Consider the following 14,955-nt stretch of genomic DNA (forward strand, 5'->3'; position numbering starts at 1 on the left):
CATCTGACCAACCGGCACCGCCGCGGGTTCTCAGCTGCTTCCTCGCGAGGACAGCGATTTCTCATGTGGCGGAAATCGATCCCGCAGCGAGGAAGCAGCCGAGGTTCCGCCACCCCACCCCAGAGCAGAACGAGCGGCTCACATCAACAAGGACAGCAGCGCATGCCGTCGGCGTACTACTGCGCCGTAGCGGGAGTCCATGCGCAACCACGAGTCGGTGGCGCTGACCCGCACGATCTCCGACTCCGCGGGCTCCGAGACGAGGAACCCCATGCCGGAGAGCACGAACAGGCAGCGCAGCGGGATCTTCACGTCCAGCCCGGAGCCGCTGACCGTGAACACCTCCTGGTCCAGCAGCGAAGCGGGCGGGGTGCCCTTCGGCCCGACGTTCTCCTTGGCCATCGCGATGCCGCGGTCGGCGACCTCGCCGACGAGCTTCGCGGGCAGGTCGTCCACCCGCCGCCACCCCTCGGGCGGCGGCAGTTCGGAGCGCCACAGCAGGTCCCGCGGCGGCCCCGGGTCCATCTTCGGCCCGCCCGCGACGGTCAACGAGGCCAGCAGTTCGTTGCCGGACACGGTGACGTCGGCGGGTGCCACCTCGCCCTCGACGGAACGGGTGCACAGCGCGTCGAACGGGGTCGCGCCCCACACGTCGATGCGGCCGGTGGTGCCGCGGTTGCGCAGCCGGATCACCGACTGACCGTCGAGGCGCACCGAGCGGGCCACGAACGCGCCGAGGTCCTCGCGCTCCACCTGGTCGGGCATCCGCAGCTCAGGCACGGTCGCCCGCTTCCGCCAGCGCCGGCTGCCACTCGGCGAGGAAGGCGCGTTCGTCGGCGCTGAGCCTGCGCGGCCGCCCGGCCTGCAGGTCGTAGGGCACCATCAGCGTCTCGGCGGTCGCGACCGCGGGCGAACCGCTCGTCGACGCCGAGTAGTCGAGCACGAACGACGCGGATTTGAGGTCCCGCACCGACATCCGCACCTGCAGGGTACCCGCCGAGTGCGACACCGGGACCCGGTAGTCGACGGCGAGGCGCGCGACCACCATGCCCTCCGCCATGCCCAGCAGCCCCCGCCTGCCCGCCTCGGTGAACAGCAGCTCCACCCGGGCCTCTTCCAGCAGGGTCACCGTTCTGGCGTGGTTGACGTGCCCGAACGCGTCCATGTCGGACCAGCGCAGCGGAACATCGGCTACGAACGCACCCACTCGTCGGTGTCCTTCCCGTGGTGTCGGCCGGGGACACCCCCGGCTCGTCGTGCTCCCCGGCCGGTCCCCCGGCACGAGGAGGGGACGGGCCGCCGCGACCCGTCCCCCGAGGCACCCGGTCCGATCGTCCCGCCAAGGCCGACCGGACCGGGAGCTCCGGTCAGCGGACCATGCTGCGCAGCTGCCGGGTCGCCACCGACAGCGTCGCCAGGTCCAGACCGCCGGACCGCTTGATGGCCTCCAGCGAGGTCCGCGCCCGCTCGATGCGGGAGGCGTTGGTGGCCTCCCACTGGGCGATCTTGTCCGCGGCCGATTCCTCCGGGTCGCTGGTGCTGAGCACGTCGATCGTCAACGCCCGCAGCGAGGCGTACATGTCGTCGCGCAGCGCCAGCCGCGCCAGCGAGTGCCAGCGGTTGCCGCGTTCGAGCCCGTTGACGGCGACCAGCAGCCGCTCCATGTCGAGGTGCTCGGACAGCGTGTAGTACAGCTCCGCGCTCTCCATCGGGCTGCGCTCGGCGCTGACGCCGTTGTCCCGCTCGGCCAGCTCGGCGATCTCGGTGATGTCCAGCAGCGCGTAGGTGTCCAGCAGGGCACCGATCCGCTCCGCCAGGTCCGCCGGGACGCCCTCGGAGATGAGCTGCTGCTTCTTCTCCTCGGCGGCGACGGCCGCCTGCCCGCGCAGCAGGCCGGGCACGCTGGCGGACAACTCGGACACGACCGGCCGGAACCGGCTGATCTCCGCGCCGATCGCCAACGGCTGCGGACGGTTCGACAGCAGCCAGCGGGCCGCGCGGTCCAGCAGCCTGCGGCTGGCCAGCACCATCTCGTCGGCGACGCGGCTGGCCACCACGTTGTCCAGCTCGTCGATCCGCCGCCACAGCTCCGGCAGGTCGTACACGCTGGTGACGACCGCGTAGGCGCGCACCGCGTCGGTGGCGCTCGCCGCGATCTCCTCGGACAGCCGGTAGGCGTAGGACACGCCCGCGCCGTCGACGACCTCGTTGACCAGCAGCGTCGAGGTGATCTCGCGGCGCAGCGGGTGCGCCGGGATCGCGTCGGCATAGCGCTCCCGCAGCGGCTTCGGGAAGTAGTCCGGCAGCCGCCCGCTGAACGCGTCCGCGTCCGGCAGGTCGCTGGCCAGCACCTGCTCCTTCAGCGAGAGCTTCACGTGCGCCAGCAGCGTCGCCAGCTCCGGCGAGGTCAGGCCGGTGCCGCTCTTCTCCCGGTCGCGCAGCTCCTTCTTGCTCGGCAGCGCCTCCAGGTCGCGGTCCAGGCCGCCTTCCTCCAGCGCGGTGATCTGCCGGGCGTGCACCGACACCATCGGCGCGGCGTGCGCGCGGGAGACGCCCAGCACCTCGTTCTGCCGGTAGTTGTCGGCGAGCACCAGCTCGGAGACCTCGTCGGTCATCTCCGCCAGCAGCTCGTTGCGCTGCTCGCCGTCCAGCTCGCCCTCGGCGACCAGGTGGTCCAGCAGGACCTTGATGTTCACCTCGTGGTCCGAGCAGTCCACGCCCGCCGAGTTGTCCAGCGCATCCGTGTTGACCTTGCCGCCCGCGCGGGCGAACTCGATGCGGCCGCGCTGGGTGAGGCCCAGGTTGCCGCCCTCGCCGACCACCCGCACCCGCAGGTCGCCGCCGTCCACCCGGACCGCGTCGTTGGCCTTGTCGCCGACCTCGCCGTGGGTTTCGGTGGCGGCCTTCACGTAGGTGCCGATGCCGCCGTTCCACAGCAGGTCCGCGGGGGCCTGCAGGATCGCCTTGATCAGCTCGGCGGGCGGCAGCGCCGGCACCGACTCGTCGATGCCCAGCGCGGTGCGGACCCGCGCGTTGAGCGGGATCGACTTCAGCGACCGCGACCACACGCCGCCGCCCTCGCTGATCTTGCTGCGGTCGTAGTCGTCCCACGTGGACCGCGGCAGCTCGAACAACCTGCGCCGCTCCGCGTAGGAGCTCGCCGCGTCCGGCTCCGGGTCGATGAACACGTGCATGTGGTTGAACGCGGCCACCAGCCGGATGTGCTCGGACAGCAGCATGCCGTTGCCGAACACGTCACCGCCCATGTCGCCGATGCCGACGACGGTGAAGTCCTCCCGCTGGGTGTCCAGGTCCAGCTCGCGGAAGTGCCGCTTGACGCTCTCCCACGCGCCCTTCGCGGTGATTCCCATCGCCTTGTGGTCGTAGCCGACCGAGCCGCCGGAGGCGAACGCGTCGCCCAGCCAGAACCCGTACGAGCGCGCCACGTCGTTGGCGATGTCCGAGAACGACGCGGTGCCCTTGTCCGCGGCCACCACCAGGTAGGTGTCGTCCCCGTCGTGGCGCACCACGTCCTGCGGCGGCGCCACCTCACCGCCCACCAGGTTGTCGGTCAGGTCCAGCAGGCCCGAGATGAACATCCGGTAGCAGGCGATGCCCTCGTTCAGCGTCGCCTCCCGGTCCTTCGCCGGGTCACCGGTGGGCAGCGGCGGGCGCTTCACCACGAAGCCGCCCTTCGCGCCGACCGGCACGATCACCGCGTTCTTCACCGCCTGCGCCTTCACCAGGCCCAGGATCTCGGTGCGGAAGTCCTCCTGCCGGTCCGACCAGCGCAGCCCACCGCGGGCCACCGAACCGAACCGCAGGTGCACGCCCTCCACGCGCGGGGAGTACACGAAGATCTCGTAGGCCGGCCGCGGCTCCGGCAGGCCCGGGATCTCCTTCGGCTCCAGCTTCATCGCCAGGTAGGAGCGCTCCCGCGCCCCTTCGGCGTAGTAGTTGGTGCGCAGCGTCGCGGTGATCAGGCTCAGGTAGCTGCGCAGGATGCGGTCCGCGTTGAGGCTCGTCACCTCGTCGATCAGCCGGGTGATCTGGGTGCGCAGCTCCTCCTGCCGGGCCACCCGGTCGTCCTCGGCCAGCTTCGGGTCGAAGCGCACCTCGAACAGCCTCGTCAGCGCCACCGTCGTCGCGCGGTGCGTGAGCACCACGTCCGCGATGAACTCCTGGCTGTACGGGACGCCCGTCTGGCGCAGGTACTTCGCGTAGGCGCGCAGCACCGACGCCTGCCGCCAGCTCAGGCCGGCGCGCAGCACCAGCGAGTTGAACCGGTCCACCTCGGCGTCGCCCAGCCAAGCCGCGCGGAACGAGTCCTCGAAGCGCTCGCGCAGCGTGTCCAGCCGCTCGGCGCCCTCCGTCTCCAGCAGCCCGCTCTCCAGCCGCAGGCCGAAGTCGTAGATCCAGCACTCGGCGCCGCTCTCCGGCACCACCTCGTACGGGCGCTCGTCCACGACCTCCACGCCCATGCTCTGCAGCACCGGCAGCACCCGGGACAGCGTCACCCGCTCACCGGTGACGTAGATCTTGAAGCGGCGCTCGCCCGGGGCGGCGTCCTCCGGCGTGTAGAACGACATCCGCAGGTCGCGCTCACCGGACAGCGACGCCAGCTTGCGCAGGTCGCGCAGGCCCTCGCCCGCGCTGAAGTCCTCCTTGTACGCCTCCGGGAACGAGGCGGCGTACTGCTGGGCGGCTTCGCTGGCGGCCTCCGAACGGCGCACCCGGCGCGGCTCCTCGGCGTCCGCGGGGGCGATCTCCACCTCGTCGACCATCTGGTCTTCCCAGGTGTGGATCGCCTCGGACAGCCGCTCCTGGATGCGTGCCAGGTCCGGCTCCGGGGCCTCGCCACCCGGCTTCGTGTGCACCACGAAGTGCACGCGGGCCAGCGCCGACTCCCCGACGCGGGTGCTGTACTCGACGCTCGCGCCGCCCAGCTCCTCCAGCAGCACCTCCTGCATCGCCAGCCGGGACCGCGTCGTGTAGCGGTCCCGCGGCAGGTACACCAGGCAGGAGAAGAACCGGCCGTACGGGTCGCGGCGCACGAACGGCTTCAGCTTGCGGCGCTCGGCCAGCGCCAGCACGCCCGTCACCGTCTCGCGCAGCGTGTCGAGATCGGTGGAGAACAGCTCGGTGCGCGGGTAGTTCTGGATCTCCTCCAGCATCCGCTGGCCCGAGTACGACTCCAGCGGGAAGCCCGCGCCGTGGATCGCCTCGCGCACCCGGCGCTCGATGAACGGGATGTCCAGCACGTTCTCGTGCAGCGCGGTCGTGGTGAACAGGCCGATGAACCGGTGCTCCCCGGTGACGGCGCCGTTCTCGTCGAAGGTCAGCACGCCCACGTAGAACGGGTGCACCGAGCGGTGCACCGTCGACGGCGTGCTGGCCTGGGTGAGCACCAGCGGCTCCCCGGAACGGGTGCTGGTGAGCACGTCCGGGCCGGTCGTCAGGTCCTCGGCGGCGACCGTGTCGCTGCGCAGCACGCCGAGACCGGACCCCAGCACCGGGCTCAGCGCGGGCGTGCCGTCCTGCTCGACGAGCTCGTTGTGCCGGTAGCCGAGGAAGGTGAAGTGGCCGTCGGCGAGCCAGCGCAGCAACCCCGCGCTGTCCGCGGCCTGCTTGCCGGGCAGCGCCCCCGGGTGCGCCTCCAGCTCGTCGGCGAGCGACCGGGCGGTGGTCAGCATCCGCTCGGTGTCCTCGACGACCTCGCGGACGTCGCCGAGCACGGTGCGCAGGCCCTGCTCCAGCGCCTGCAACCGGTCCCCGTCGGTGATCCGGTCGACCTCGGCGAGCATCCACGACTCGGCGAGCGCGTCCGCGGGCGGCGCGCCCGGGTCCGCGTGCGGCAGGACCTCCAGCAGCGCGCCCGCGGCGTCGCGGCGCACCACGACGATCGGGTGGATGATCCGCTGCACCTCGGCGCCGTGCCGGGTCAGCTCGGCGATCACGCTGTCCACCAGGTACGGCATGTCGTCGGTGACCAGCTGCAGCACGGTCGCCTGGTTCCGCCAGCCGCCGTCGTCGAGGCTGGGGTTCACGACCTGCACCAGCGGACGGCCCGCGACCCGGTCGGCGGCGAGCGCGTGGTGCGAGCGCAGCGCCTCCACGAGCTCGTCGGGTTCGTCACCGGCGAGCTCTTCGGCAGGCACATGCCGGAAGTAGGTCCGCAGCAACTCGCCGAGCTCCCCCGCGGACTCGGCGGCGCGGTCGAGCAACCAGGCCTTCGCGGCCTCCGGGTTCTCCAGCACGGCTGCCCCGCCGGTCGCGGCGTCGGGGATGGCGGATCGGGGTTTCGAGGTCATCTTCGCTGCTCCACGCTTGACGGCACCGCGTTGTGCCAACACGGCTTCCACCCTAAGCCTGCCAGGCCTGGCCCCGATCAGGTGGGAGCGGCACCGCAAGCTCGGGAAACCTCGCGCGACGCTCGGGTTTCCGGGCGATTCCGGGGGTCCCCGGGGTGTTCTCGCGGGGCGTCGGAGGTGCGCGAGTGCGGAGGATCACGCGGGGAGCGCGGCGGTCGGGGCGGATGCGCGCCGCGTCGTGCGGACGCTCGGTGCGTGGTGCGGGGGTGGGGAAGCGGGCTCGGGTGCGTGGTGCGGGTGCGTGGTGCGGGTGCGTGGTGCGGGTGCGTGGCTCGGGTGCGTGGCTCGGGTGCGGGTGCGGGTTCTGCGCGTGGCACGGGATCTGCGCGTGATGCGGGTTCTGCGCATGGTGCCGGCTCTGCGCGGGTGCGGTCCCCGCGGCGTGGCGCGGGCGCGGGCTCCGCGCATGGCGCCGGCTCTGCGCATAGCGCGGCTCCGCGCAAGGCGCCGGCTCTGCGCATAGCGCGGCTCCGCGCAAGGCGCCAGCTCCGCGCATGGTGCCGGTTCCGCGTATGGCACGGCGATCATGCCGGGTCATCTCGGTGCCGGACCACGAGCAGCCGTCGACGGCGCTCCTCGGCGCGGTGGGAGCGCCTCGACGAGGAGCTCCCGGAACCGGAGCCGGGACGCACGCGGGCGCTGCGCGGGTGCCGGCTCGGCGCGCGGCACGGGCTCGGCGCGCGGCACGGGCTCGGCGCGCGGCACGGGCTCGGCGCGTGGTGCGGGCTCCGCGCGTGGTGCGGGCTCCGCGCGTGGTGCGGGCTCCGCGCGTGGTGCGGGCTCCGCGCGTGGTGCGGGATGCCGGTTCGGCGGGCGCGGGCCGCGGCGGGCACCGCGCCCGCCCTCGCTCCGGAGTCCGGTGATCAGTACCGGGGCGTCCAGGTGTCCTGGGCCGGGCGGCGGTGCCGCGGGCGGGCGTCGGGTTCCGCGTCCGCCTCGTGCTGTTGCGGCAGCCCGACCGCGTGGCCGTTGCTGCCGGGCCTGCCGTGCCGTCCCGGACCGTCGTCGTCGTGGCGCCTGCCGTTCTCGTAGGCCAGCAGCGCTTCGGCCAGCAGGTCCGCCAAGCCGACCTCCCCGGCCGGTTCCTCCGCGGACTGCGCGCCGCCGTCCTGGTGCCGGGCCAGCAGTTCCGCCGCCGATTCGAGGCGGTCGGCGGCGGAACCGCCGGGCGAACCGAACTCCTGCTCACCGGTCGGGGACGTGCCGTGCACCGGGCCGAGCTCGGGACGGGTCGTGTCGAACGGGGAGACCTCCGGGTCGGTGCGGCCGGACGGCTCGGACAGCATGCCCAGCGTCGGCGGCAACCCGTCCCCCGGCTCGACCGTCTCTTGTGGACCGAACGGGTCGGCGGCGGCGTGCGCGGACGTCGGGCGATCCCACGGCGCCGCGTCCCAGCGCGGCGGTGCGGGCGCGGTGGTGCCGGGCTGCTCGTCGGGGTCGGCGTGCCGGGCGCGGCGGCGGCCACCGGAGCTCGGCGGGCCGTCGCCCGCACCGGTGTCCTCGAACCCGGCGTGCCTGTTCTCGGCGGGCTCGAACCCGAGCCCCGCGGAGCTCGCCGGATCGAACCCGGTGTGCTGGCCGCTGGAGGAGCCGTCGTCCTCGGCCGCGGCGCGCTGCTCGCCCAGGAACGCACCCAGGTAGCGGTCCGCCCACGACGCACCGGACCGCGGCGGCTCCGCCACCACCGGGTCCTCGTACCGCTCGACCTCGGCGGGTTCCGCGGCCGCGCGGCGCGACCGGGCGCCGTCCTCGCGGCCGTGCCGCTGCATCTCGGCGAGGCTCTCCCGGATCTCGGCGAGGCTGCGGCCGCGCGAACGCCTGCCGCCTTCCTCGTGCGTCCCGGCATCCGGTTCCGGGAGCTCCTCGTCGAGGTGCTCCACCGCGCCGACCTGCGCCGTCGCCGGCTGCTCGTGGTCCGGCACCGAGATGACCGGCATGATCGCCGTGACGTCCGGGAAACTCGGCTCCGCCGGGGCGCCGCCGCGATCCCACGGCGCGGCCACCTCGGTGGGCGGCGTGTCGACGACGTCCTCCCGGCGCCGCGAACCGCGGGTGCGCGGCGCGGGCCGGTCGTCGGACTGGCCGCCGTCGGACGGCCGGTCCCCGGGTTCGGCGGGGAGCGCGGCGCCGAACGGCTCCGGTTCCGGCTCGGGCGCCGCCGGTTCGCTGCGGGAACCGAAGTCGTAGACCGGGAACCCCTCGCCGAACGGTGCGGAGGTGACGCGCCCGACCGGAACGTCCACGCCGCCGTGGCGGGCGGGTTCGTCGCCCGCGGGCTCGGCCGGTTCGGGCGCGCGGCGCCTGCCACCGGTGCCCGCGGTCTCCTGCCCGGGCGCGCGAGGAGCCGGCATGGCGCCGATCCCCTGCTCGGCGTGGTCTTGGTGCGGCCTGCGGTCGTCGGCGACGCGGCTGGTCAACGTGTCCATCAGCCGTCGCGCAGCGTCGCGCACGCTGCTCTCGCCCGGCTTCCGGTATTCGTCGAGCAGGTCCTCGGGGGCGATGCGGTCGGCGGCGGTGCCGGTCGGCGCGGCCGGGACCTGGTCGGCCGCGGCCTGGTCGCTCGGCGGTTCCGGAGCCGCCGAGGGGTCCGCAGCGGTGGGCGGAGCCGGGAACCCGGGGCTCGCGGCGAACGCGCCGGTGGTGCGCTGGGGGCGACCGGTGCCGTCGGCTCGGCGGCGGCCCGCGGTCTCCTGCTGCTCCGGCGCTTCCGCGGCCGCGTCGTGGGCCCCGGCGGCGGCCGGTTCGGCGGCGTGCGCGCGGCGTCCGGATTCGGCGGCACGTGCGGCACCGGTGCCGGACTCCGGTGCGCCGGTCGCGGTGCCGAACTCGGGTGTGCGGGTCGGAGTGCCGAAATCCGCCGCGGCGGCCGCGGTGCCGGACTCGGCTGCGCGGGTCGGGGCGCCGGACTCGGTGGTGTCGGTGGCGCCGAAGGCCGCGGCGGTGGCCGGGACGGATGACGCGGCGGTCTCCGGCTCGGGCAGGCTGGCCGCGAGCGGTTCCGGTGCAGCGGGTGGTTCCGGCAGGGCGGTGGTCGCCGTGCCGACCGGTTCCGCCGAGACGGGGTGGCCACCGGTGCCGGTGGCCAGCGCCGGGAACTCCTCGAGCAGCCGGATGCGGGCCGCGTGCACGGCGGCCCGCCAGCGGCGGTCGGCGGCGTAGGCGCGGCGCAACGTGGCCAGCGCCTCGACGAACTCCTCGGCCTTCTCGTGGGTCTGCGAGGACATGCTCAGCGATTCGGTGAGCAGGCAGTCCAGCTTGTGCCGCTCCGCGTTGGCGGCGGCGTCGTTGAGCAGCCGCACCGCGGCGGCCAGCTCACCGGCGGGCAGGTGCACGCGGGTCGCCAGGGCCAGCCGCAGCCAGCCGGACGGCCCGGCCGCGGCCGCGCGGACGGGAGTGCGGATCACCGGTGAGGCGGCCTCGACCGCCTCGGTGCGGCGCCCGAGGTCCAGCAGGGCGTGCACCCGCTCCAGCACCAGGCGAGCTCGGATCTCCCCGCTCTCCGCGGCGGGATCACCGAGCCGGTCCAGCAGGGCCAGGCCCGCTTCGGCGGCCCGGGCGGCCTGTTCGAAGTCGCCGTTGCGCCGCAGGTGCCCGGCGCGCGCGGTGCGCACCCGCGCCAGCAGCAACCTGCTGGTGTCCCGGTTCAGCTCGGAGGCCGCCGCGTAGAGCCGGTCGGCCTCGTCGAGCGCTTCGGCGCGCTCGGACTCCCGCTGCTTACCGGGCAGCGCGGCGGCGAGCTCCAGCAGCGCGTGCGCGCGCAGCGACGGTTCGATCCGCTCGCGCTCCAGCACCGGTTGCAGCACGCGCAGGGCGACCTCGTGCCCGCCCGCGGTGCGGGCGCAGCAGGCGAGTTCGACGCGCAGCTCCGCGGCGATCTCGTGATCACCCGCGCGCTCCGCGTCCCGGACCGCGGTGATGGCCCGCTGCGTGATCGCGACCCCGTGCCCGAGGCGGTTGGACGCGAACAACGCCACCGCCTCGGCACGGAGCCGCAACGCGCGGTCACCGATGCGTCTGGCCTCCGCGACCGCCTGGTCGCCGAGCATCAGGGCGAGCTCGGGCACCCGCCAGCGCATCTGCCAAGCGGGTTCGAACAATTCCTGCGCACCGCCCGGATGAGCTCCGTGCACGCTGGCCAAGACGCCTCCCCGTTCAGGTTCAGCCCCGGGTCAACTTCCGGTGGGTGACTCTGTGCGGACGGGCGGCTTCCTGCCCCAGTCTGTCGATCTTGTTCTTCTCGTAGCCCTCGAAGTTGCCCTCGAACCAGTACCACTTCGCCGGGTTCTCGTCGTCGCCTTCCCAGGCGAGGATGTGCGTGGCGACGCGGTCCAGGAACCACCTGTCGTGCGAGATCACCACGGCGCAACCGGGGAACTGCTCCAGCGCGTTCTCCAGCGAGCCCAGGGTCTCGACGTCCAGGTCGTTCGTCGGTTCGTCCAGCAGGATCAGGTTGCCGCCCTCCTTGAGGGTCAGCGCCAGGTTCAGCCGGTTGCGCTCACCGCCGGAGAGCACGCCCGCGGGCTTCTGCTGGTCGGGACCCTTGAAGCCGAACGCGCTGACGTAGGCGCGGGACGGCATCTCGACCTGGCCGACCTGGATGTAGTCGAGACCGTCGGAGACCACCTCCCACACGTTCTTCTTCGGGTCGATGCTGGCCCGGTTCTGGTCGACGTAGGACAGCCGGACGGTGTCGCCGACCTTGACGGTGCCCGCGTCCGGCTGCTCGAGCCCGACGATGGTCTTGAACAGGGTCGTCTTGCCGACGCCGTTCGGGCCGATGACGCCGACGATGCCGTTGCGCGGCAGGTCGAACGACAGCCCGTCGATGAGCAGGTTGTCGCCGAAGCCCTTCTTGAGGTTCTCGACCTCGACGACCTGGTTGCCCAGCCGCGGACCCGGCGGGATCTGGATCTCCTCGAAGTCCAGCTTCCGGGTCTTCTCCGCCTCGGCCGCCATCTCCTCGTAGCGGTCCAGGCGGGAGCGGGACTTGGTCTGCCGGGCCTTGGCGTTGGAGCGGACCCACTCCAGCTCTTCCTTCAGCCGCTTCTGCAGCTTCTGGTCGCGCTTGCCCTGCACCGCGAGGCGTTCCTGCTTCTTCTCCAGGTAGGTGGAGTAGTTGCCCTCGTACGGGTAGGTGCGCCCGCGGTCGAGCTCCAGGATCCAGCCGGCGACGTTGTCCAGGAAGTACCTGTCGTGCGTCACGGCGAGCACGGCGCCGGGGTAGTTCGCGAGGAACTGCTCCAGCCACAGCACGCTCTCGGCGTCGAGGTGGTTCGTGGGCTCGTCGAGCAGCAGCAGGTCGGGCTTGCTCAGCAGCAGCTTGCACAGTGCGACGCGGCGGCGCTCACCACCGGAGAGGTGGCTCACCTCCGCGTCCGGCGGCGGGCAGCGCAGCGCGTCCATCGCCTGCTCGAGCTGCGAGTCGATCTCCCACGCGTCCGCGTGGTCGAGCTCCTCCTGGAGGCGACCCATCTCCTCCATCAGCTCGTCGGTGTAGTCGGTGGCGAGCTGCTCGGCGATCGCGTTGAAGCGGTGCAGCTTCTCGATGATCTCGCCGACGCCCTCTTCGACGTTGCCGAGGACGGTCTTCTCCTCGTTGAGCGGCGGCTCCTGCTGCATGATGCCGACGGTGTAGCCGGGCGAGAGGAACGCTTCGCCGTTGTTCGGCTGCTCGAGTCCCGCCATGATCTTGAGCACGGTCGACTTGCCGGCGCCGTTCGGGCCAACGACGCCGATCTTGGCACCCGGGTAGAACTGGATGGTCGCATCATCGAGGATGACCTTGTCCCCGTGTGCCTTCCGCACCTTCTTCATGGTGTAAATGAACTCGGCCATGCCCTGAATCGTAGTTGCGTCCCGTGTCGGCCCGTGCACCACCGTCGGTTGCCGCGCGCCACCGGCTCCACCGCTGGTCACCGACCCGGCGGGCGGCGCGGAGATCACCCGTCGCGGGCCGCTGCGACGTCCGGCCGATCCACCCCTGCGCCGGTCGCCGCGGTGCCGGACCAGGCGGCGAGGCGCTCGGCGGATCCGGGAAATCGGTTGCCCCGCGCCAGATCCAGGCCCACGGCGGCCGCCTCCACCTCCACGGCGGTGCGCCTGCCGGACGCCGCCTCGAAGTCGCGGGTGCGCAGCCGCCCGGTGACGACCAGCGGCGTGCGCTCGCCCACCACGCCGATCACCCCGTCGGCGACCCGGCGCCTGCAGTGGACGGTGACGATCAGCCGGTCACCGTCGACCCAGCGCTCGGCGTTCCGGTCGTAGCGGCGGGAGTTCCCCGCCAGCCGGAAGGACACCACCCGCTCGCCATCGGTGAACGTGTGGATCCTCGGCTCGGTGAGCACGGTCCCGACCACGGCCACGGTCGTCTCGAACATCTCGCACCTCCTGGAACTCGGGGCCGCCCTTCGGCCCGCTACCAGGATGCGCGGCGTCGATCACCCAGCGCTACCCCGAATTCACGATCTGTGCACAACTCGCGACGCTGTGGACGGATTCCGCGGAATCCGGCTTTCAACCCCCTATCGGGGGTCACCCATCGGACCGAGAAGCCGGGTTCTGCGCCCCTGACCCCGCCGTGTCCCCGGTGGAGAGCCGCCGCAGCATCTCGTTGTAGGCGGCCAGATCCGCGTCCCCGTCCACCGCCGCCTTGCGGTCCAGCCGCCGCGCCTCCCGGTAGTCCGCGCGCGACCACTGGATCAGCAGCGCCAGCATCACCACCACCAGCGGCACCTCCCCCGACGCCCACGCCAGCCCACCGCCCAGGTTCTGGTCCGCCAGCAGATCCCCCGCCCACGGCAGCGACAGCCCGCGGTAGAAGTCCGACCCGATCACGGTGTTCGACATCATCAGCGTGATCCCGAAGAACGCGTGGAACGGCATCGACGCGAACACCATGCCCAGCTTCGCCAGCGACGGCAGCGGCCGGGGCGCCGGATCGATCCCGATCACCGGCCAGTAGAAGACGTACCCGGTCAGCAGGAAGTGCGCGTTCATCACCAGGTGCGCCCAGTGCTGCGGCAGCGCAGCGTCGAACAGGCCGGAGAAGTACAGCGCCCAGAACGACCCGGTGAACAGCGCCAGCGCCACGAACGGATTCGTCAGCCACCGCGTCACCGGCGAGTGCAGGAACGCCAGCAGCCACTCCCGGGCACCCGGCGGCCGTCCCTTCGCCGCGGGCTTGAGCACCCGCAGCGCCAGCGACGTCGGCCCCGCCAGCACCAGCAGCACCGGCGCCAGCATCGACAGGATCATGTGCTGTCCCATGTGGACGCTGAACATCGCGGGCGCGTACCGGCCGATGCCAGAGGAGGTCGCCACCAGCACGCTCGCGCACCCGCACAGCCACGCGATCGTGCGCCCCAGCGGCCACCGGTCGCCGCGCCGGTGCAGCACCCGCACCCCGTACAGGTACAGCCCGGCGAGCACCAGCGCCGCCGTGCCGAAGACCAGGTCGAAGCGGAAGTCGAACAGCAGCCGCAGCGCCGTCGGCGGCCCGTCCAGCGGATAGCCGATCAGCAGCTCGGTCCGGCCCGGCACCGCCCCCAGCTCGGCGGGCGGCGGGGTGCGGCCGAGCGCGACGGCCACCCCGATCGTCGCGAACATGACCAGCACCTCGACGGCGCCGATCCGCAGCAGACCGCCGCCGCCCTGCTCGACGGTGCGCACCGCCCGCTCCCGCTGCAGGTAGCCGATGCCGCCGAGCACCACCAGCAGAACGACCTTGACCAGCACCAACGCGCCGTAGGTCGTGCTGAGCAGCTGGTCCGGCGGCACCCGGGCGAAGGCGTTCACCACCCCGGAGGCCGCCATCACGATCCAGCAGACCAGCGCGATCCGGGAGAACCGGCGCGCCACCAGCCCCGCGTGCGCGCCCTTGCGCGCCAGGTGCGCCAGCAGCGCCACCAGCCCGCCGACCCACAACGTGGCCGAGAACAGGTGGAACAGCAGGCTGTTGGTCGCGATGTCGTGCGCCCCGCCGCTGGCCGAGTGCCCGGTGGCGATCAGCGGGAACATGCCCAGCAGCGACACCGCGAACAGCACCACCGTCCAGCCCCAGGACAGCACCACGCGGCAGCCGACGGCCAGCACCAGCGCGATCCCCGCGGTCAGCAGCCACGCCTTCGCCTCTTCCAGCGCGTCGACGAGCCCGAACAGCACCTGGGCGTCGAGGACCGCGCCGATCGGGCGCCCGGTGGCGTCGGCTGCCGTGAACGGCACGAGCAGCGCGGCGCCCACGCACCACACCCCGGCGGCCCAGCCCGCGGTCCGCACCGCCGCGTAGCCGTCGGCGAGCAGCGGACCGGACCGGCTCGCCGGGATGCCGAACGCGGCCAGCAGCAGCGAGCCGATGCACACCACCGCGCCGCTCTCGGCGAGCACGCGCACCGCGGGCAGGCCGAACGCGGTCACCGCACCCGGGTCGGGCAGCCCCAGCACCGCGTACGCGTCGCCCGCCGACATCGCGGTGAGCGCGGCGGCCACCACCGCCGCGAAGATCCCGGCCGTGACGACCAGGATTCCGACGGTGGTGGACCTGCTGCGTGCGCCGGGAACGGTCTCAGAAGCCACGGAACGAGCCTAA

The 14,955-nt window shown here is 73.0% G+C and carries 7 protein-coding genes; all 7 read right to left on the minus strand.

The genetic code is table 11. The features are described from left to right. Window positions 1-138 precede the first annotated feature (138 nt). The 7 genes from AC29IT_RS15000 to AC29IT_RS15030 all read right to left on the minus strand — a co-directional run bounded on the left by AC29IT_RS15000 (window position 139) and on the right by AC29IT_RS15030 (window position 14,942). A complete protein-coding gene (locus AC29IT_RS15000; RefSeq protein ID WP_488219066.1) occupies window positions 139-780 on the minus strand; it encodes a DUF8010 domain-containing protein in 642 nt (213 codons plus the stop codon). Then, window positions 773-1,207, minus strand: coding sequence for an acyl-CoA thioesterase (locus AC29IT_RS15005; protein ID WP_358434702.1), 435 nt, complete (start codon window positions 1,205-1,207; stop codon window positions 773-775). The genes AC29IT_RS15000 and AC29IT_RS15005 overlap by 8 nt, the downstream gene beginning before the upstream one ends. A 160-nt stretch (window positions 1,208-1,367) precedes the next feature. Then, window positions 1,368-6,311, minus strand: coding sequence for an NAD-glutamate dehydrogenase (locus tag AC29IT_RS15010; protein WP_488219067.1), 4,944 nt, complete (start codon window positions 6,309-6,311; stop codon window positions 1,368-1,370). A 923-nt stretch (window positions 6,312-7,234) separates the two neighbouring features. Continuing rightward, window positions 7,235-10,510: a hypothetical protein gene (locus AC29IT_RS15015; protein WP_488219068.1), complete on the minus strand. Its 3,276-nt coding sequence runs from the start codon at window positions 10,508-10,510 to the stop codon at window positions 7,235-7,237. 19 nt (window positions 10,511-10,529) lie between these two features. Then, complete coding sequence (gene ettA / locus AC29IT_RS15020; protein WP_358434711.1) at window positions 10,530-12,206, minus strand: energy-dependent translational throttle protein EttA; 1,677 nt, start codon at window positions 12,204-12,206, stop codon at window positions 10,530-10,532. 104 nt (window positions 12,207-12,310) lie between these two features. Next, the gene (locus AC29IT_RS15025) at window positions 12,311-12,748 is read right to left on the minus strand and encodes a single-stranded DNA-binding protein (protein WP_358434714.1); all 438 of its coding nucleotides are present in this window, start codon (window positions 12,746-12,748) and stop codon (window positions 12,311-12,313) included. A gap of 154 nt (window positions 12,749-12,902) precedes the next feature. Continuing rightward, window positions 12,903-14,942, minus strand: coding sequence for a bifunctional copper resistance protein CopD/cytochrome c oxidase assembly protein (locus tag AC29IT_RS15030; protein WP_488219069.1), 2,040 nt, complete (start codon window positions 14,940-14,942; stop codon window positions 12,903-12,905). Window positions 14,943-14,955: the final 13 nt, after the last annotated feature.

The organism is Saccharopolyspora sp. MMCC62 (genome assembly GCF_057736575.1).

What these genes read in the sequence shown, in the direction of transcription:
- AC29IT_RS15010 (WP_488219067.1), bottom strand. Translation starts at nt 6,311, where the DNA reads ATGACCTCGAAACCCCGATCCGCCATCCCCGACGCCGCGACCGGCGGG.
- ettA (WP_358434711.1), bottom strand. Translation starts at nt 12,206, where the DNA reads ATGGCCGAGTTCATTTACACCATGAAGAAGGTGCGGAAGGCACACGGG.
- AC29IT_RS15025 (WP_358434714.1), bottom strand. Translation starts at nt 12,748, where the DNA reads ATGTTCGAGACGACCGTGGCCGTGGTCGGGACCGTGCTCACCGAGCCG.